16 protein-coding genes and 1 pseudogene are annotated in these 19210 nt (G+C 60.7%); 3 read left to right on the forward strand and 14 right to left on the reverse strand.

The features are described 5' to 3' along the window. Positions 1–5: 5 nt before the first annotated feature. Positions 6–749, reverse strand: coding sequence for an SDR family NAD(P)-dependent oxidoreductase (locus tag ACA071_RS19895; RefSeq protein WP_497640738.1), 744 nt, complete (start codon positions 747–749; stop codon positions 6–8). A 138-nt stretch (positions 750–887) separates the two neighbouring features. On the opposite strand from ACA071_RS19895, the gene ACA071_RS19900 reads away from it, so the two are divergent. Next, positions 888–1775, forward strand: coding sequence for an AraC family transcriptional regulator (locus ACA071_RS19900; RefSeq protein ID WP_497640739.1), 888 nt, complete (start codon positions 888–890; stop codon positions 1773–1775). 26 nt (positions 1776–1801) lie between these two features. Further along, positions 1802–3208, forward strand: coding sequence for a M15 family metallopeptidase (locus tag ACA071_RS19905; RefSeq protein WP_497640740.1), 1407 nt, complete (start codon positions 1802–1804; stop codon positions 3206–3208). Between the two features lie 82 nt (positions 3209–3290). Here ACA071_RS19905 and aepX read toward each other — a convergent pair whose 3' ends face one another. Genes aepX through ACA071_RS19940 form a run of 7 tightly spaced genes read right to left on the reverse strand, consistent with a single transcriptional unit; the run spans position 3291 to position 11236 of the window. Beyond that, entirely contained in the window at positions 3291–4181 is an 891-nt protein-coding gene (gene aepX / locus ACA071_RS19910) for a phosphoenolpyruvate mutase (RefSeq protein ID WP_497640741.1), read from the reverse strand. Between the two features lie 47 nt (positions 4182–4228). Further along, on the reverse strand, positions 4229–5617 hold the full coding sequence (gene fumC / locus ACA071_RS19915; protein WP_497645356.1) for a class II fumarate hydratase: 1389 nt from the start codon (positions 5615–5617) through the stop codon (positions 4229–4231). 55 nt (positions 5618–5672) lie between these two features. Beyond that, complete coding sequence (locus ACA071_RS19920; protein WP_497640742.1) at positions 5673–6518, reverse strand: hypothetical protein; 846 nt, start codon at positions 6516–6518, stop codon at positions 5673–5675. 55 nt (positions 6519–6573) lie between these two features. After that, positions 6574–7803: a pyridoxal phosphate-dependent aminotransferase gene (locus tag ACA071_RS19925; protein ID WP_497645357.1), complete on the reverse strand. Its 1230-nt coding sequence runs from the start codon at positions 7801–7803 to the stop codon at positions 6574–6576. Positions 7804–7861: 58 nt separating this feature from the next. Continuing rightward, positions 7862–9103 carry an MFS transporter gene (locus tag ACA071_RS19930; protein WP_497640743.1) on the reverse strand — a complete coding sequence of 414 codons (1242 nt, stop codon included), beginning with the start codon at positions 9101–9103 and terminating at the stop codon, positions 7862–7864. A gap of 53 nt (positions 9104–9156) precedes the next feature. Next, entirely contained in the window at positions 9157–9981 is an 825-nt protein-coding gene (locus ACA071_RS19935) for a hypothetical protein (protein WP_497640744.1), read from the reverse strand. A gap of 34 nt (positions 9982–10015) precedes the next feature. Further along, the gene (locus tag ACA071_RS19940; protein WP_497640745.1) at positions 10016–11236 is read right to left on the reverse strand and encodes an MFS transporter; all 1221 of its coding nucleotides are present in this window, start codon (positions 11234–11236) and stop codon (positions 10016–10018) included. 95 nt (positions 11237–11331) lie between these two features. Between ACA071_RS19940 and ACA071_RS19945 the strand changes: the two genes are divergently transcribed. Further along, positions 11332–12234: a LysR family transcriptional regulator gene (locus ACA071_RS19945; RefSeq protein ID WP_497640746.1), complete on the forward strand. Its 903-nt coding sequence runs from the start codon at positions 11332–11334 to the stop codon at positions 12232–12234. A 27-nt stretch (positions 12235–12261) separates the two neighbouring features. Here ACA071_RS19945 and ACA071_RS19950 read toward each other — a convergent pair whose 3' ends face one another. The 6 genes and pseudogenes from ACA071_RS19950 to ACA071_RS19975 all read right to left on the reverse strand — a co-directional run bounded on the left by ACA071_RS19950 (position 12262) and on the right by ACA071_RS19975 (position 19101). After that, a complete protein-coding gene (locus tag ACA071_RS19950) occupies positions 12262–13704 on the reverse strand; it encodes a SulP family inorganic anion transporter (RefSeq protein ID WP_497640747.1) in 1443 nt (480 codons plus the stop codon). Between the two features lie 194 nt (positions 13705–13898). Next, positions 13899–14030, reverse strand: a pseudogene (locus ACA071_RS19955) (diaminopimelate epimerase); the annotation flags it as partial. Positions 14031–14073: 43 nt separating this feature from the next. Further along, positions 14074–14703 (reverse strand): hypothetical protein, encoded by a 630-nt coding sequence (locus ACA071_RS19960; RefSeq protein WP_497640748.1) that lies wholly within the window; start codon positions 14701–14703, stop codon positions 14074–14076. A gap of 130 nt (positions 14704–14833) precedes the next feature. Beyond that, positions 14834–15292 (reverse strand): GNAT family N-acetyltransferase, encoded by a 459-nt coding sequence (locus ACA071_RS19965; protein WP_497640749.1) that lies wholly within the window; start codon positions 15290–15292, stop codon positions 14834–14836. 273 nt (positions 15293–15565) lie between these two features. Beyond that, on the reverse strand, positions 15566–16963 hold the full coding sequence (locus ACA071_RS19970) for a purine-cytosine permease family protein (RefSeq protein WP_497640750.1): 1398 nt from the start codon (positions 16961–16963) through the stop codon (positions 15566–15568). Positions 16964–17229: 266 nt separating this feature from the next. Continuing rightward, positions 17230–19101, reverse strand: coding sequence for an amidohydrolase (locus ACA071_RS19975; protein WP_497640751.1), 1872 nt, complete (start codon positions 19099–19101; stop codon positions 17230–17232). Between the last annotated feature and the right edge of the window lie 109 nt (positions 19102–19210).

Consider the following 19210-nt stretch of genomic DNA (forward strand, 5'->3'; position numbering starts at 1 on the left):
CTGAATCAGATGATATAGCCGCCAGACACCTCGATGCTCTGCCCGTTGATCCAGCCACTGTCCTCGGACAATAGCGTGGCGATGACCCGCGCGACATCGTCCGGTTCACCGACCCGACCGAGGGCGGTTTGCGAGGCGAGCAGTGCTTCGAATTCGTCGTTCAGGCCACCGCCCAGTTCCGTGCGGATCGCGCCGGGTGAGACGGCATTGGCGCGGATACCTCGCTCGCCAAATTCCTTGGCCATGTAGCGGGTCAGCACGTCCAGTCCACCCTTGAACGCGGCATAGGGCGCTACGCCGGCCGTGGCCACGCGGGTTGTTGCGCTGGTCAGGTTGACGATGCTCGCGCCCTCCTCCATCAGCGGCAACAGCGCCTGGGTCAAGAAGAACGGGCCTTTGAGATGCACGCCCATCAGGCTGTCGAACTGTGCTTCGGTGACCGTCTCGATCGGGTTGAACAGGCCATGACCGGCATTGTTGACTAGGCCGCGCAAGGTCGTGGTCTGCCAGGTCGATTGCAGCGCTTGCCGAACCGCGCCAACAAAAACGTCGAACGACCCGACATTGCCCACGTCCAGTTCAAGCGCGACAGCCTTGCCGCCCTCGGCGTTGATGCCCGCCACCACTGATTCGGCTGCCTGCGGATTGCTCTTGTAGGTCAGGATGACGCCCATGCCGCGCCGGGCACATAACTGGGCGGTGGCGGCGCCGATGCCGCGGCTGCCGCCGGTGATCAGGATGACGTTCATGTGCTGCTCCGCTGTGAATGAGATGAGTCACCACAGTAGCGATTGACCTCCCGACGAGCACAGCCGTTTCTACTCGAAACCTGCCTGTTTCTGCTTTTTGCTTGCGCAGTGGGTGGCCTTGGGATCAGATGTCCCCCCATGAACACTCAACTGAATGAACTCAGAACCCTCGCCGCCAGGGCTGAAAACCGCCGTACCGAGACCGGTATTCCACGGGTGGCGATGGTCCAGGGCGCGATCCCGGAGCACCTGCTGGCCGCGGTCTACGACCCGATGATCAACCTGATCCTGACGGGCAGTAAGTCGATGACCGTCGGCGACCGCACGCTGCGCTATGACCCGGCGACGTACTTCGTCATGTCTATCGAACTGCCGGCCGTAGGCCAGGTGCACCCGGCCGCGACCGGCGAGCCTTATCTGGCCGTCAGCCTGACACTCGATCCCGCGGTGGTGGCTAACCTGTTGGCCGACCTGCCCCCGGCAGTCGAACGTCACGAACAGGGTTTTTCAATTGCTGCGGTCACGCCCGAGTTGATGGATGCCTGGGTGCGGATGCTGCGCTTGATAGACCGGCCAGCGGATATCGCGGCATTGAGCCCGGTCTACGAGCGGGAGATTCTCTATCGGGTGTTGCAAGGTCCCCACGGTGGAATGCTGCGAGAAATCGCCGCGCCGGATTCGGCGATGACCCGCGTGAGCCTGGCCATCCAGTGGATCCGCCGCGACTTCGCCGAGCCATTGCGAGTGGACGCCTTGGCGCAGAAAGCGGCGATGAGCGTGTCGGCCTTCCACCGCCACTTTAAAGCCGTGACCAACTTCAGCCCCTTGCAGTATCAAAAACGCGTTCGCCTGCTGCATGCCCGCACGCTGCTGGTGGCCAGCGCTCACAGCGTCACCAGCGCCGCGTTCGACGTCGGTTATGAAAGCGCCACCCAGTTCAGTCGCGACTATGCTCGCGTATTCGGTCTGCCGCCGGCGCGGGACGCGGCGCGGATTCTGGCGGATACGCGAGGTGCGACCCGGTGAATATGGACACTCTCTGGAGGCATCGCATGAACGCTCTGAGCAAAATCCTGGCAACCCTGTGCCTTATCGTGCCGAGCATGGTCAGCGCCGAGCCTCGGCCCGAGCACATGGTTTATCTGCGTTCGATCGCCCCGAGTATCGAGCAAGACATCCGCTACGCCACGGCCCACAATTTCACCGGCCACCCACTCGACGGTTACGAGGCGCCCGAATGCCTGTTGTCAGCGGACGCGGCGAAAGCCCTCGCCCGGGTGCAAACCGCGTTGCACGCGCAAGGTTACGGGTTGAAGGTCTTCGATTGTTATCGCCCTGCCCGCGCCGTTGCCGACATGGGCAATTTCGCCAAAGTGCCGGGCGATCCGAGCAAAGCCGAGTTCTATCCGCGCGTGAACAAGCAAGACTTCTGGCGCCTGGGGTATGTGGCGCGGGTTTCTGGGCATTCCAAGGGCAGCACGGTCGACCTGACCCTGACCAGCCCCAGCGCCCTGCCCGCCGACACCTGGACACCCGCGGCCAAACAAGTCGATTGCACCGCCCCTTATGGTCAGCGCTGGCACGACGGTGCGCTGGACATGGGCACCGGTTTCGACTGCTTCGACGAACCGGCACACACCGACAGCAGCGCGATCAATGCGACCGCCAACGCCAATCGCCAGCGACTCACCAGCGCCATGGCCAAAGAAGGGTTTGTCGGCTATTCGAAGGAATGGTGGCACTTCACCTGGAACGGCAATCCGGCGTTGAATCAGGTCATGGATTTCCCCATTACCCCAATGGAACTCAGCAGCAGTCATCAGTTAATCATCGTCACCACGAAAAACTGGACCGACATCCAGGGCAGCGCCCAGCGCTATGAACGCCAGGGCAAAACCTTTCAAAAAATCGGTGAGCCGTTTGCGGTGGTGGTTGGTAAAAGCGGACTGGCCTGGGGCAAGGGCCTGACCGTCGTTGAACAGCGCGCGGGACCGATCAAGCACGAAGGCGACGGCAAGGCCCCGGCCGGGATCTTCAAACTGGGCACGGCTTTCGGCTACGACAACAGCGCCGATACCCAACTGCCTTACCTGCCGCTGACCCCGACCGTCGAATGCGTGGATGACAGCCAGTCCAAACACTACAACGAACTGGTCGACGGCGCGACGGTGACCAAGGACTGGAACAGCTCCGAGCGCATGCGCCGCAACGATGACATGTACCGCAACGGCATTTTCATCGAGCACAACACCCCGGCGGCGGCCGGTTCAGGCTCGTGCATTTTCTTCCATATCTGGCGCGGGCCAACTGCGCCGACGCTGGGCTGTACCGCCATGGACCCGGCGGACATTGCGCGGTTGTTCACCTGGCTGGATCCGCGTCAGATACCGCTGCTGGTGCAGTTGCCGGAGACGGAATACGCGCAGTTGCGTGAACGTTGGGGGCTTCCGGAGCGGTGATCCGCAAGGTCAGTCGAACACAACACCTGTGGCGAGGGGGCTTGCCACAAGGAATGGTGCCCACCCGCCAATCCCGGATGAACTACCGAGTGCCGGGGACCAGATCGAGTATTTCTTCGATCCCCAGGCAATGGGTTTCCATCTCCAGGGTGCGACCGTTGGCCAATATGCCATCCGCCATATCGCGCATGGCCAGGTAGGCGCTGCGCAACATGTGATTGGCGTAGATCACCGCGTTGAACCCGGTTTTCTCCAATACCTCGAACCGCAGATGGGCGTAACTGGTGGGCACACAAATCAGCGGCACGTGCGCGCATTGCCGGCGGAACAGCCGGGCAAATTCGAGGATTTCCAGACCGTCCTTTTTGCGGCTGTGGATCATGATGCCGTCGGCGCCGGCCTCGACGTAGGCCATGCATCGGGTAATGGCGTCGTCCATGCCCCGGTCGAGAATCAGGCTTTCACAACGCGCAATAATCATCAGCCCCTGACTGTCGCGACTGGCACAGCCGGTACGAATCTTCTCGCAGAACTCGTCGATGGACTCCTGCTCCTGGCTCACGGCATTGCCAAACAACGAGTTCTTTTTCAGCCCGCATTTGTCTTCGATGACCACCGCCGAGACGCCGGCCCGTTCGAGCATTTTGATATGAATCGCAAAGTGCTCCGATTTACCGCCGGTGTCGGCATCGAATATCAACGGCATCGAGCACACATCAAAAATCTCGCGAATGCCGTGCAAACGGTTGCTGGGCGAAAGAATCTCGATGTCCGGCAAACCTCGCTGGGTCGAGTCCGTCAACGAACTCGACCAAATGGCGTCGTAGGTCACGCTCTGCCCTGGGGCCAGTTCAAGTCTGGCCCGCTGCGCCAGTAAGGCGGATATCGGGCTATGGGCTTCAAGTACGCGCAGGCAACGCTTGCTCTCGAACAACGCGGCCAGGTGGCTTCGGCGGGTTTCAGTATCCATCATGCAAATCCAGCTCCTTTTTTATTATCAGGCGAGCGACGGCGCAGCGGTTACGGATGAGTCATGTCCAACGGCACAACGTAGCGGTCAAAATCCGCCGTCGACACCAGGCCCAGCTGTTCGGCCACCTCGCGCAACGACTTGCCCTGGTGATGGGCGGTCTTGGCGATGACCGCTGCTTTGTCGTAGCCGATATGCCGATTAAGCGCGGTGACCAACATCAGGTTTTTTTCGAGGTTGTCGTTGATCTTTTGAAGGTTCGGCTCGATACCGACGGCGCAGTTATCGTTAAAGGCCCGGCACGCGTCCGCCAACAAGGTGATGCTTTCCAGCACGTTGTGCACCATCACCGGTTTATAGACATTGAGCTGGAAGTTGCCCTGACTGCCGGCGAAGGCCACGGTCGCATCGTTGCCGAAGACTTGCGTGCAGACCATGGTCAGCGCCTCGCACTGGGTCGGGTTGACCTTGCCCGGCATGATCGACGAGCCCGGTTCATTCTCCGGAATATCGATTTCGCCAATGCCGCAGCGAGGTCCGCTGGCCAGCCAGCGCACATCGTTGGCAATCTTGAGCAGTGCCATGGCCAGCGTGCGGATCGCGGCAGACGTGTTCACCAGCGCATCATGGGCCGACAGGGCAAAGAATTTGTTGGCGCAGGACTTGAACGGGTAACCGGTCAACTCGGCAATGACCTTCGCACACTCGTCACCAAACGACGGATGGGCGTTCAGACCGGTGCCGACCGCCGTGCCGCCAATGGCCAGGTCGTACAGGCCGGTCAGATTGTGTTGGATCGACGCCAACGCATAATCAATCTGCTCGACCCAACCACCAATCTCCTGCCCCAGGGTGATCGGCGTCGCGTCCTGCAAGTGGGTGCGCCCGACTTTCACTACGTCGCAAAACTGCAGCGATTTTTCGGCCAGGGTATCGCGCAAGCGGGAGACGTCCGGCAGCAGCGTTTCGAAGACCTCACTGACCACCGCCATGTACATCGCGGTCGGAAAGGTGTCGTTTGACGATTGCCCGCGATTGACATGGTCATTGGGGTGCACGGGCGACTTGCTGCCCATCACGCCGTCCAGCATCTCGATGGCGCGGTTGGAAATGACCTCGTTGGCATTCATGTTGGACTGGGTGCCGGAGCCGGTCTGGAACACCACCAAAGGGAAATGTTGGTCCAGTTGCCCGGCAATCACTTCCTCCGCCGCCGCGACGATCGGCAACGCGATGGACTCGGGCAATTCACCCAGTTTTAGATTGGCCAGCGCCGCCGATTTCTTCAGGAGCCCCATCGCCTTGATCATTGGCGTGCCCCATTGAAAGCGAGACCGGCCAATCGGGAAATTGACGATGGAACGTTCGGTTTGAGCGCCCCAATATTTGTCGGAAGGCACCTCGATGGTACCCATTGAATCGGACTCGACACGCATGATAAGTGACCTGTGGAAAGCCGCTGTCGGCGGGATCGGTAAATGGCCGGGATGGAGGTCAATCCCAGGCAGGCACTTCGCTTCGCAACACCGACGCCATCTTGCCAAGGTGCTCGCAAGCCTTGGCCACGTAGTCCTTGGAAAGACGCTCGATGCGCAGGTAGTTGATCGGTTGTTCGGTCGCGCTGGCGTAGAGCTCCAATGCCTGTGCCGCATGCTTGAAATGACGGGCCTCGACGCTGCCGCAATGGACACTGAGGAAAGCGGCGACGCGATTGGCTTCACCCGACGGGTAGCCACGAACTTCGCGCAGCCATTGCTTCCACATGGGGGTCATCAAGTTGTATTCGCCAGTGTTGAACAACTCGGTCATGGCCATCATTTCCAGCGCTTCGATGAGGTCCGGTGCCAGGGGTCTTTTTTCCCCGACCCAACTGGAAAACTCTTTGGTGACCGGGTCCAGGAAGCGGTCCTGGAGGCGCCAGTCATCGGAGCCACAGATGGCCGATGCCATGCGGTAATACAACTTCGAATGGTGCGGATGCCCGTGCATTTCGCCGAGCCCCACATCTTCAATGATGATTTCCCCACAGTGCCGCGCCGCGTCCAGCATCTTCAACTTGGCATCGTCCGTTAACGATTCGGACTCCTGAAGTATCCGCACAATAATGCTGGAGACCGCGTGGGCCGCCCCGTCCGGGCTGCGCCAGCCACAAAAGAACGTACACAGTGACGACTCGGTCCAGTTGCTGGACGTCATGTCGACATAGGTCTCGCAATACTTATCCAACTTGTCGGGGTGGCGGTGAAAACCACTCAGCAGCGCTTCAACAAGATTTCTGTCCTCGACATCAATCAGAGCCTGATTGACGTACCCGATAAAATTCCAGCTCAACTGTTCCACGGCTTATCTCCTTATTAGGTGGTTCATTGCTCTACGACAAGATGGATACCCGCCGTCAATCCGCGACGACTTCTGCCATGAACTGACCGAAGCGCGTCAGCCCTTCGATTAACTCTTCACGCTCGACGGCGTAGGAAATCCGGATGCTATTGGGGTCGCCGCAGCCCGAGCCGGGGACAACGGCAATATGTGCCTCGGTCAATAACAGATCAGCGAAATGATCGACGTCGCGGATTGTCGTGCCGAGGTAACGGCAACCCAACTTTCGGGAGACATCGACATAGAGGTAAAACGCACCCTCCGGTGGCGCGCAGGTAATGGCGTCGACATAACCGAGACAGGTACACGCCGCCTGCAGTTGTCGGTCGAGGAAGGTATTGACCTCGCGAGCAAAGTCCGGCGAATCGACGATCAAGGTGTTCAGCGCCGCATATTGGGCGAGGCTGCTGGGGTTGGACGTGGTGTGACCCTGCAAGTTGTGCATGGCCGCGATGACCTCGGCCGGGGCACAGGCATACCCCACGCGCCAGCCCGTGACCGCCTGACTCTTGGAGAACGAATCGACCAATACCGTCTGGTTTTTCAGGGCCGGAAACAGCGACACGATGTTGTGATGTTCATGGGGATGGCGTACCAGTTTGCGGTAGCACTCATCGAAAACCACCCAGAGTCGATGATCGAATGCGAGCTGGGCAATCTTGCGCAACTCCTCTCGCTGATAAACCGTGCCCGTGGGATTGTTCGGGGTGTTGATCACGATCATTTTGGTGCGGGGCGACAAGGCTCTTTCGACGGCCTTGCAGGTCAGGCGATAGTCGTCGGCTCTGGTATCGACAAACACCGGAGTGGCACCGGCCAACAGGATCTGCGTGGGAGAAGTTTCCCAGTAAGGCGTCGGAACAATCACCTCATCACCGGGATTGAGCAGCACCATGGCCGCGTTGTAGAGCGCCTGTTTCGCTCCTGCGGTCACGGCTACTTCATTGGCGGCGTATGGGATGCCGCAGCGCTGGCTGACCTGTTGCGCCAGTCGTTCCCGAAGTTGGGGCAGGCCAATGGGCGGCGTGTAACGATTTCGCGCGCCGTTGATGGCGTCGATGGCGCCCGCCTTCATGTCCTGGCAGGCATCGAACGATAACTCGCCCGCCGCAAAGTTGATGACCTTGATGCCACTTTCTTTCAAGGCATTGGCTTTGCTGCGCATGCTGGATGTTCCGGGCGCCTTGAGAATCAGGGCTCGATGGGATAACGACAATCGGAGTGCAGAGGGCTCACTGTTATTCATTTTTCTACCTGCGAAAACGACTTTAAAACCAAGCGACCTGGCCACGGGCGGTGTCCCGTCAACTGCTCGCGCTCTGATAGAGCCGCGCATCAGCGTCCAGGCCACGCTGCACAAACCAGGACAACGGCAGCGTCAGCAACAGAGTGGCGGCCAACAGCATCACTGCGACGGGCACCCCGGTGACGTCACCGAGGCTGCCAAACAACACCGGCGCCAGCGCACCGCCGCCGATGGTGCCGGTGTAAAACACCGCGAACGCCTGCTCGCGTTTACCCGGCCCCGCCAGATCCGGCACGGCGCCGTACAACACCGATGACGTGCCGTTCAACGCCAGCCCCAGCAGCGGCAACATCACCATCAGGCCGAAAAACGGCAGGTACACCGCCATGACGATCAAAACCGCCGTAGTGAACTCGGTCAACCACACGGTCTTCACCATGCCGATGCGCGCGCCCAGGTAGCCGCACAGCAACTTGCCGAACGCGCCGCCCACGAACAACATCGTCAATGCCAGGCCGATGCCCGCCGTGCCGGCACCCTTGTCTTTCAGCAGAAAGGGCAAAAAGGTGAGAAAGCCCATGCGCACTGCGCTGTCCAGGGTGCCGGTCAGAATCAGGGCGCGCAGCCCGCTGGCAGAACCCTGTCCCTTGATCGCCTTCGACGCTTTGCCGGGTGCGGACAAAGACTCGGTGCGCGCCGGGATCAGCCACCACAGCAAACCCGCGGCGGCCAGCCCGAGCAGGCCCAGCAGCGTGACACTGGCGCGCCAGCTGATGACCGTCAGCAACAGACCGATCAACCCCGGGATCAACGTTTTGCCGATGTCACCGGAAAAGTTGTACTGCGACAACGCTTGTTTGACCCCGCCGCCCGCCTCGTAACTGTCGGTGATCAACGACGAGGCCAGTGGGTGCTGGGTACTGGCGCCCAATCCGCCCAACAGCAGCGCCAGCAACAGCACCGTCAACCCGCCCGCCTGCCCCGCCAGCAAATAGGCCAGGCCGGCGAGTGCCGTTCCGCCCACCAGCAGGCGCTCGCGCCCCCAGCGTTTGGCGGCTCGGCTCGCCAACAGCTGGAACCCGGCCATCATCCCGGCATAGGCGCCGCGCAACAGGCCGATCTGGGCAAAACTCAGACCGAACTGCGCCTGCCAGATCGGCAACAGCACATAGATCACATCGGTCAACCCGTCATGCACCGCATGTGCGCCGCAACCCGCCACCAGGGAGCGACGACGCACGGAGGCATCGGCAGGTGGCGCGGGGCGCGGGGAAACTACTTCGTGTGTCAGGTCGTTCATCGTCTTGTGCGGCTGGAAAGTGGATGTTGATAGTCAAGAAGGCTGAGCCCCGGTCACTGCAACAGCTGTGCGCAATCCTTCATCACGGTGGCTTTGCGGCGCAGGTATTCAGCGAAAATTTCCCGCGCGGTTTGGTGGTCGACGGCAATCTGCATGGCCTCGACAAACTCACTGACCGCTGCCACGGCATGGGCGAAATGATTGCTCTCGGTGCCGCCGGTGTGCACGGTGACCCAGGCGACGGTGGCGCGGGCCTTGGCTTCCGGTACGCCCATGTCGCGGACGAACCACTGCTTGTACAACGGGTGGATAAATTCCACTTCACCGTGGGTGTACACCTCATGGATCAAAGTGGTCAGCAAGCCCTGCAACAAATCGCGATCGCGCAGGCGGCGGGTGTCGGTCCAGTCCTTGAAGGCCTGGGCCGAAGGCAGGCAGTTTTCCTTCAGCAGCCACTGGTCATCGCCGCACAACGGCGTGGCCATGTTGTAGAACAGGTCCGAGTGCAAGGTATTGCCCAGCGCACCCAGGTCCTCGTCGGTAATCCGTTGCAGACTGCCGCAGGCCCGGTACAGCTGCTCGGCGGATTCGGAACCTTGCTCGGAGCGCGCCAGCAAAGTAATGCGGTTGGCCAGGCCGGACACACTGGTGGCCGAGTTGTTGGTCTTGGACCAACTGGCGAAAAACTTGCGCAAGGCGACCGGCGAATGACGACGCGAGGTGAGTTGCTCGAATGCATTTTCAATGTCCACCAGCGCCTCTTCTTCACTCCAGAAGGCCTCGAACAGCGCATGCTTCAACACACTGGCAGGCATGTCATTCAGCACCGGTTCGACGATCTTCAACAACTGGCTGTGGCGGGTCATTACGTTACTCATGGTCACCTCTTATATTCCCTTATTGGATGATGAATCAGGCAGGTTCACCGGTTCGGCCGGAACCGTTGCGGCCGCGTGCGACCGGTGTATCGGGGGTATCGGGTTTGAGGGGTTTCCAGCCGGCCAAGGCGATCAGCAGCGACAACAGTTGGAAGCCGATGATCAATGCCACGCAGCCTTGCCAGCCCCAGCGGGTCCAGATCATCGCCGGGACGATGGCGCCGAAACTGCCGCCCAGGTAATAGCCGGTCAGGTACAGGCCCACGGCCCCGGCCTTGTTGTGCCGGGCGGTGGCCGTGATGAAGGCATTCGCGGAGGCCTGGGCGAGAAACACCCCGGTCGAACTCAGGGCCAGGCCCAGGACGATCAGCCACAGCGAAGGCATCAGGGTCAGGATCGAGCCGCAGACCCCGAGCAATACGGCGCCCGTCAGCAATTCGGATTGCGGTCGCAGTTTGCTCAAGCGGCCGGCAATCGGGATGACCACCAGCGCGAGCAGGAACACCGCATAAATCGTCCCCAGCGCCGCCGCGCCCAGGTTGAACGGCGCCTGGCTGAGATACAGCCCGGCGTAGGTAAAGGTCGCCACTTGCGAGAACAGCACACAAAAACCGACGCCATACGCCGCCAGCAAGGGCTTGTGGCACAGGTCACGAAACGTGTGCTGACGAACAGGCGATGCCTGGGTCACTAACACCGGGTTGGCCGGCAGCAGGATGTGGATCGCTATGCCGACCAGCAAGCTGATGATCGCCAGCAGTTCAAAGGCCTCACGCCAGCCCACGTATTGCGTCATGATCCCCGACACGAAGCGCCCGGCGAAACCGCCCAGCACCGTCCCCGCCACATACAGGCTGGTGACTTCGGTGACGGTGCCGCCGCGCCAGCGGTCGCCGATGTACGCTACGCTGGTGGCGAACACCACCGGGATGAGCATGCCTTCGATAAAGCGCCAGACCAGCAGCTCGGCAAAGCTGCCGGCACGCGCGGCCAGCAGCGCCGGCACTGCCAATAGCAACGCCGCGACCACAATCACCGAGCGTTGCTCGAAGCGACCGGTCAAGCGGCTGATAAACGGGGCCGTGAGGGCGACCGCCAGGGTGGTCACGGTGATACTCCAACCGGCCTGGCGAGCGCTCACCTGAAAACTCAGGGCAAACTCCTGGAGAATGCTCTGGGTTGAATAGAGGTTGAGAAAAGCCGCACAGCCACACAGAAACAGGGCGACGCGAGCACTGTGCAGGCGCGAATTCATGAGACCTCTCGTTTTATGACCAGAGGTCTTTATAGAATACGCAGCCCGCCGAACACCAATACCGAATTCGGACCGATCAATACCTAGGGATCAGGATGCTCGACCTACGCAAGCTACGTTACTTTTTGACGGTCGCCGAAGAGCTGCACTTTGGCCGCGCGGCGTTGCGCCTGCACCTCGCTCAGCCCCCCTTGACCCGACAGATTTCAGCCCTGGAAACCGAGCTGGGTTTTCGCCTGTTCGATCGCACCAGCCGCACGGTCACGCTCACGGCTCAGGGCCGGCATTTCCTGCCTTACGCCCAGGCCGTCCTCGATCAGGCCAGTCTGACCGAAGTCATCGCCGGCAAGCTGGCCGCCGGTTCGGCCGGCCAATTGGCGCTGGGTTACGCCAGTTCGATTGCACTGTCGGATCTGTTCAGCCACACCCTGCAAGCCTTTGCCCAGCGTTTCCCGGACGTGCAACTGACCCTGGTGGAAAGTGCGTCCGGCAGTCTGTATTCGCAGGTGGTCGATGGCCGCATCGATATCGGCCTGAGCCGCCTGCTACCTTCGCGCGGGCAAAACGAGGTTCAGGCCCTGTCGTTGGGCGGCGAACCTCTGGTGGCCGCTCTCTCCAGCGACAACCCGCTGGCCAGCCAGGACGAGGTCACCCTGGCCCAACTCAGCGCGCACCCCTTGATTCTGTTTCCGGCCGATTATGGCTCCGGGCTCAATGAGTCCATCGAGCACCTGTACCGCAGCAACGACCTGCCCATCCGTCCGGGGCCGTCGGGGCGGCAGATCACCTCGATCATCGCCTTGGTGGCCGCCGGCCAAGGTGTGGCCCTGGTCCCCGAGTGCGCCAGGACCCTGGCCAAAAAAGGCGTGACCTACCGGCCGCTGGTAGACCCCGCAGCCCGCGCGGAACTGCTGATACTCACGCGAACCCAAGGACGCAGCCTGCTCGTCGAGGCCTTTATGGGCGTGGTCGAGGAACTGCTCCAGCGAGATCGCTGAACCCGGCGTTCTCGATCGCCCTGGCGATCAGTAATCCCCGCCCGCTCGCTTGAGCATTTGCTTGCAGCGCTCCGACAAGTGAAACACCCGCAGATGCTTGCCCGCCTTGTCGTAGCGTTCGCGCAGGGTCTTCAGCGCAGCGATGGCCGAGTAGTCGACGAAGCTCAGGTGACGGCAATCAAGGGTCACTTGAGCAGGGTCGTTCGCCGGATCGAATTGGTTGAGAAATGGCGCGGTTGAGGCGAAAAACAACGTGCCATGCAGGCGATAGAGTTTGCTGCCGTCGGTTTCCAGATAGGTGTCGGCGTACAGTTCACGGGCCTGCTGCCAGGCGAAGTTGAGCGCGGCAATGATGATCCCGCAGAGCACCGCAGTGGCGAGGTCGGTGAACACGGTAATGGTGGTCACGGCGATGATCACCAGCACGTCATTGAGCGGCACTTTGTTGATCACCCGCAGCGAGGCCCAGGCGAAGGTCTGCTGCGACACCACGAACATCACCCCCACCAGCGCGGCTAGCGGGATGCGCTCGATCAGCGGCGACAGAAACAGCACGAACAGCAGAATCATCACCCCGGCGATCACCCCAGAGAGCCGACCACGACCGCCGGAACTGAGGTTGATCACGGTCTGGCCGATCATCGCGCAGCCGCCCATGCCACCGAACGCACCCGACACCATGTTCGCCGCGCCCAGCGCCACGCACTCGCGATCCGGGTAGCCGCGACTCTCGGTGATTTCGTCGGTGAGGTTCAGCGTCAGCAAGGTTTCCAGCAGGCCGACCAGCGCCATCAAAATCGCGTAAGGCGCGACGATACGCAGGGTTTCCAGATTCCAGGGGATGTCCGGCAACGCCAAGGTCGGCAAGCCGCCGGCGATGTGCGCCATGTCACCGAGCGTGCGGGTCGGCAGGCCGAGCAGGTACACCGTCAGCCCGACACCAAGGATCGCCACCAAGGCCGGCGGCACGGCACGGGTCAGGCGCGGCAGCAAATAGACGATGGCCATGGTCAGCGCCACCAACCCGCTCATCACGTAAAGCGGCGTGCCACTGAGCCAAGTGTCGCCGCTCTTGAAGTGCTCCAGTTGCGCCAACGCAATGATGATCGCCAGACCGTTGACGAAACCGAGCATCACCGGATGCGGCACCATGCGCACCAGTTTGCCCAGCCGCAACAGCCCGAACGCCATCATGATCAACCCGCCCAACAGCACCGTCGCCAGCAAATACTGCACGCCGTGCTGCACCACCAACGCCACAATCACCACCGCCATCGACCCGGCAGCACCGGACACCATCCCCGGCCGGCCGCCGAACAGCGCAGTCAATGTGCAAATGATGAAAGCGCCATACAGGCCCATCAGCGGATTGAGATGAGCGACCAAGGCGAAGGCTATGCATTCGGGCAGCAACGCGAAGGACGTAGTGAGCCCGGCCAGGGCATCGGCGCGTAGGCGTTGTGATTTCATGGCTTACCTGAACATGCGGGCCGGTGGAGTTGGCCGCGGGAGTTGCGGGGAATGAGGGGTGGGGATGTTACGGAATTGGGGGCGGTTGGGCCAGTGGTTGAAGGTGACTGATAGACCCGACGCCGGTCTCTTGCTGGATTGCTTGAGCCCGCAGTACTGATTTGTCACGGACATGGCTGCTATGAAACCTGCAATCAGTTGTCCGTGATTGCTCCTGAAAAAACGGCCTCTACCGGTCCGATGAGAAAGACAGCTCCCGCTCTATCCCACCGAGCCGTTACGGTTCCGCCATCACATTCAACCTCGACGCTATTGTCTAACAAGCCCGACGAATTTCGTTAAATCCGACCAACCTGGGCCGGCCAAGACTTACTGGTCGTCCAAAACGTAGATTGGATAGCTTTCAGGGTAGGGGCTGTACTGGGCTGCCCACTCGTCCTTACCGATCAGCGTATTGGAAACGCCATACTGGTAGACCTGCGATACCTTCCAGCCATTGGGAGTCTTTTCGACGAGGTATCTGAGTTGTACACCCTTATTTCGGGCTTCCTCATCCTCTTCAGTGTGGCTCACAGACGATGGCGTCACGTTGGTGACTTTGACAGTCGCGATAGCCCGTGTCTCAGTCTCCTGCCTTATCTCGATTATCTCTCGTTTATAAACGGTCTTCTTGCACAGTCGCCCGCGACTTTTGAAGGACTGCACCACTTCTCCCGTCGCAACTCTGCTCACATCAAATTCGTCTGAGCGTTCTTTGATGATTGTTTCGCAGTTAGCGTCCGCGACAGCGGCCATGGCACCAAGATAGCGCCACCATGTATTGAGCGCTTGTTCGGGTGAGCCTGTGTTGATTTCAAACTTATAGACAAACTTCTCAGCCGGGACTGGCGCTTGTACGGTCGGAGTCGCTGGCGATGAGGTGGTATTTCCCTGGTTTGCGCCTGGAGCATTGGCGATTTTTTCACAGCCCGAAAGTGACAGGAAAAGGGGCAGCAGCAAAAATGCTCGTCTCATAAAATCCATTTTTTCGAGGTGATAGTAGGGCTCGCATTCTGCCTAAGGATTCTCCCGAGGGCTACGCGTTAATGGGAAGTTTGCCTGGCTCACTAAAACTGACAGGCTTACGCTATCAACCCTGCTTCAAATCCAGCATATAAGTGTAATACCCCGTATCCCGCACATACCCCAGCGACTCATACAACCGCTGCGCGCCGAAGTTATTCGTGGCCGTTTCCAGCACCAACCCCTTCGCCCCCGTCGACAGCGCAAAAGTGCGGGCGGTGTTCATCAGCAACGTCCCTACCCCGCGGCCCCTCGCAGCCGGTGCGGTGAAGAGATCGCTGAGCAGCCAGGCTCGGTGAGCGTCGATGGAGGAAAACGTCGGGTAGAGCTGGACGAAACCCAGCGCCTCACCGTCATCGTCCAGGGCCAGGAAGATCGCCGATTCATCCAGGGCAATGCGCTCGGCGATGAAGTCTCTAGACTGTTGCAGGTTCGAAGGCTGGCCGTAGAAACCGCGATAGGCGTCGAAGAGTCCGGCAACTGGGTCGAGGTGGCAGGCGTCGGCGCGTTGGGTGTGGATGGCCATGGTGATCGTCTCCGTACGGGTTGAAAAAACATCGAACACGACGTTAAGCCATAACGCGACCTGTAGCCGCTGGCGAAGCCTGCGTTCGGCTGCGAAGCAGTCGTAATACCTGAGTGCGAGGTCTTTCTGAAGCACCGCGCGGTCTGATTTTACGACTGCTGCGCAGCCGAACGCAGGCTTCGCCAGCTGCTACAAGAGGTGGGCCTGGCCTGATTCCAAGAAAACGCAAACACCCAGCAACGAGTGTAAGCGCTTACTCCAGATTCGCTTCCTTCAAGCCTTCGATCTCTGCTCCGAGGCCACCACCAGCGCCGATGTCCTGGCCAACCCGTAATAAAGCACCCCCGGCACGACCAGCCCGACAATCCAGGAAATATCCACCCCGCCGAGCTGCGCAACCATCGGCCCCGAGTAGAAGTGCGTGTCCACAAACGGCAACTGAATCAACACCCCCACGACATACACACTGATCCCACGCATGTTCCAGCGCCCATAACGCCCCGCGGGGTCGGACAACGCCGCAATGTCATAACGCTCTTTGTTGATGAAGTAGTAATCCACCAGGTTGATCGCGCTCCACGGCGTGAAGAACGTCAGTAGAAACAGGATGAAGTACTTGAACGTGTTCAAGAACGAGTACTGCCCCAACAGCGCCAGCGTGGTGGAGGCCGCGACGATCAGCAGCACAAACACCATGCGCTGCCGGGCGCTGATGTCGAGGCGGCTGCGAAAGCCGCTGATGATCGTCGCCACGCACATGAAGCTGCCGTAGGCGTTGAGCGTCGACACCGTGACTTTGCCGAACACCACGCTCAAGTACAGCAGCGAAGCCATCACGCCGGTACTGCCCAACCCGACGATGGTCGCCACTTCGTGACCGCGAAAGTTAGCGCCCGCCAATGCCGCCGCGAACACCCCGAGCACCATGGAAGCCTGAGCCCCCAGCACCGTTCCCAAACCAACGGCGGCGAAGGTTTTCCAGGAAGAAGTCTTGCTCGGCAGGTAGCGCGAGTAGTCGGCCACATAAGGCCCGAACGCGATCTGCCAGGACGCGGACAGCGACACCGCCAGCAGGAAAGTGCTCCAGCCGAAGTGGCGGTTTTCCAGTAGCAGGCCAATATCGTTGAGGGTCATCAGCCGGGTGAACAGGTAGACGAAGGCAATGATGCCCAGCACGCTCGCCACCCGGCCGACCCAGTGAATCACCCGATAACCGAAGATCGTCAGAAACGCGATGCACGCGGCAAAAATCAGGATGCCGGCGCTGTCGCTGACATGGATCAACTGCGCAATCGCTTGCCCCGACAGCACCGCGCCCGTGGCGCTGAAGCCGAGGTACATCAGGCACACCAGCACAATCGGGATCGCCGCGCCGTAGACGCCGAACTGCACCCGACTGGAGATCATCTGCGGCAGGCCCAGCTTCGGCCCTTGCGCGGCATGCAGCGCGACGACGGTGCCGCCGAGCAACTGGCCGATCAGCAAACCAATCAGCGACCAGAACACATCACCGCCCAGCACCACCGCCAGTGCACCGGTAACGATGGCGGTGATTTGCAGGTTGGCGCCCAGCCACAACGTAAACTGGCTGTAGAGGCTGCCATGGCGCTCGGCCTCGGGGATGAAATCGATCGAACGGGTCTCGATCAGCGGACTTCGTTGTTGAGTCATTGCGGTGTGCTCTTCAGAAAAGGTAGACGCCAATACCGAGCAAGGGAAGCCGCGTCCGGCGTAGCAGCTGGCGTAGCCTGCGTTCGGCTGCGAAGCAGTCGTCAGTTCAGTTCACGCGGTTTGTCTGATGTACCGCGCGCTCTGGTTTTACGACGGCTTCGCAGCCGAACGCGGGCTTCGCCAGCTGCTACATAGAGCGATGCGTTCGGCTGCCGTCACGGTTCGCGTGACACTTCATTGATCGGTATTAATGTTTGGTGGTGTTTTTATTGTTGTTGTCCAGCGTTCAAAGCGGTGACGGAAATCGGCTGCCGATCAACGCCAACGAACGGCGCCTTGGCCCACACAACCTTGCCGCCGACCATCGTCAACAGCACGTTATTGCGCGCCAGTTCCGCCTCGGGCACTTGCATGAAGTTCTTGTCCAATACGATCAAGTCCGCGAACTTACCGACCTCAACTGAACCGACCACCGCATCCAGCTTCAATTGCTCGGCGGCGTTCAGGGTGATGGTGCGCAATACTTCCTCGCGGGACAGCGCAGGATCAGCGTTCAGCCTGCCCGCGTACTTGGGGCCATAGCTGTGCGGGTTCTGCGGATCGCCCGAGCGGGTGACGCCGACTTTCAGCGCGAGGAACTCGTCGAGCGGATCCACCGGCCAGTCGCTGCCATACGCCACGCGGCCGCCCGCGCGCGCGATGCTGCCTGACGGTTCCATGCGGGCAAACCGCGCAGCGCCAAGATGATCGCTGGTGCCGTCAACGGTGGACGGTGCTTGCTGAGCCCACTGGAAGGACATGTTGGCCGTGACGTCGAGTGCCTTGAAGCGTGGATAGTCGGCCGGGTCCACTGATTCGTTATGAGTAATGGCCGGGCGGAAAGCATTGCCCGGCAGCTGATGACGTACGTATTCGATGCCGTCCAACGAATCGCGCACCGCTCGGTCGCCGGTCGCGTGAAGGTGCGGATCGAGGCCAGCCTCAACCGCCTTCAGCAGCAACGGATTGAGCACTTTCGGCGGGAAGTACAGCTCACCGATATTCTTGCCTGGCGTCCACTTCGGCACCTTCTCGGTGCCGGCATTGCGCAGGTACGGCGTCAACATCGCGCCCGTGTCTGCCGGCGCGTTGATGATGCCGTCCATGAACAATTTGACGTGACGCATGCTCACGCCCGGTGCGACTTTGGTTTCGCCTTGATCGTAAGTGTTGGCCAGCGTTTTGGCGTCGGCGATGGTTTTCGCCGGATCTGCGGCAGCGGCGGCCGGGTCGAGTTTGATCGCCAGCAACGCGCGCGCGGTCAGTTCACCTGACTGCTGCAAGGTCGTGAACGCCTTACCATTCTCGGGCCCCGACATGGCGTCGAAGAAACTGGTGATGCCCTGCTGGCGCATGGCGTCGAGCGCCGCGCGGGTCTGAGTCAGTTTCTCGGCATCAGTGGCCGGCGGCACCACGGCGGCCATGGTATCGGCGGCGCCGTCTTCGCAGATGCCGTTCGGGTTGCCGGCGCTGTCGCGCACGTATTTACCGTCGCTTGGGTTGGGTGTTTGCTTGGTAATGCCGGCCACTGCCAGGCCGCGGGAGTTGGTCAGTACGGTGTGGAAATCTGTCGAACGGACCTGAATCGGGCGCTGGGTCTTGAGCGCGTCCAGGGTCGATTTGTCCGGGTCGCCGTCGAGCCCGTCCATGCCCATGCGATCCCAACTGCCGACTTCGAGCCACACATCGGGGCCCTTATCCTTGTCGGCATCCAGGCACGCCTGAATGGTTTCCTGGAACACCTTGCGCGTCATGGTCTGGTATTTCAGGTCGCACAAGGTCATCGCACGGCCACCGTCACCCGGATGCATGTGCGCGTCGATGAAGCCCGGCATCAGCATGCGCCCGGCCAGATCGATCAGTTGGGTCTGTTTGCCGATATAAGACGTGACGCCTTCATCGCTGCCGACATACACAATCTTGCCGCCAGTGACAGCGATCGCCTGCTGCACCGAGTTCTTGCCATCGACGGTGTAGACATAGCCGTTGCGCAGCACCATGTCGGCAGCGCTCGAACCCTGGGTCTGACACCCGACCAATCCCACACCCGCCAATGCCGTCGTCGCGGCCACCGCGATAAATAGCCCGGAAAATTTCAACTGACCCACCTCTGTTCTTATAGTTTTTGAAGTGCCCGGACAGACTGGCGCGCCAGCCTGTGGCAGGCAGGGCCTACCCTATAGCGCGCCGTCGAAATCCGGACCTCCG

This window comes from Pseudomonas sp. LBUM1646 (assembly GCF_059716165.1).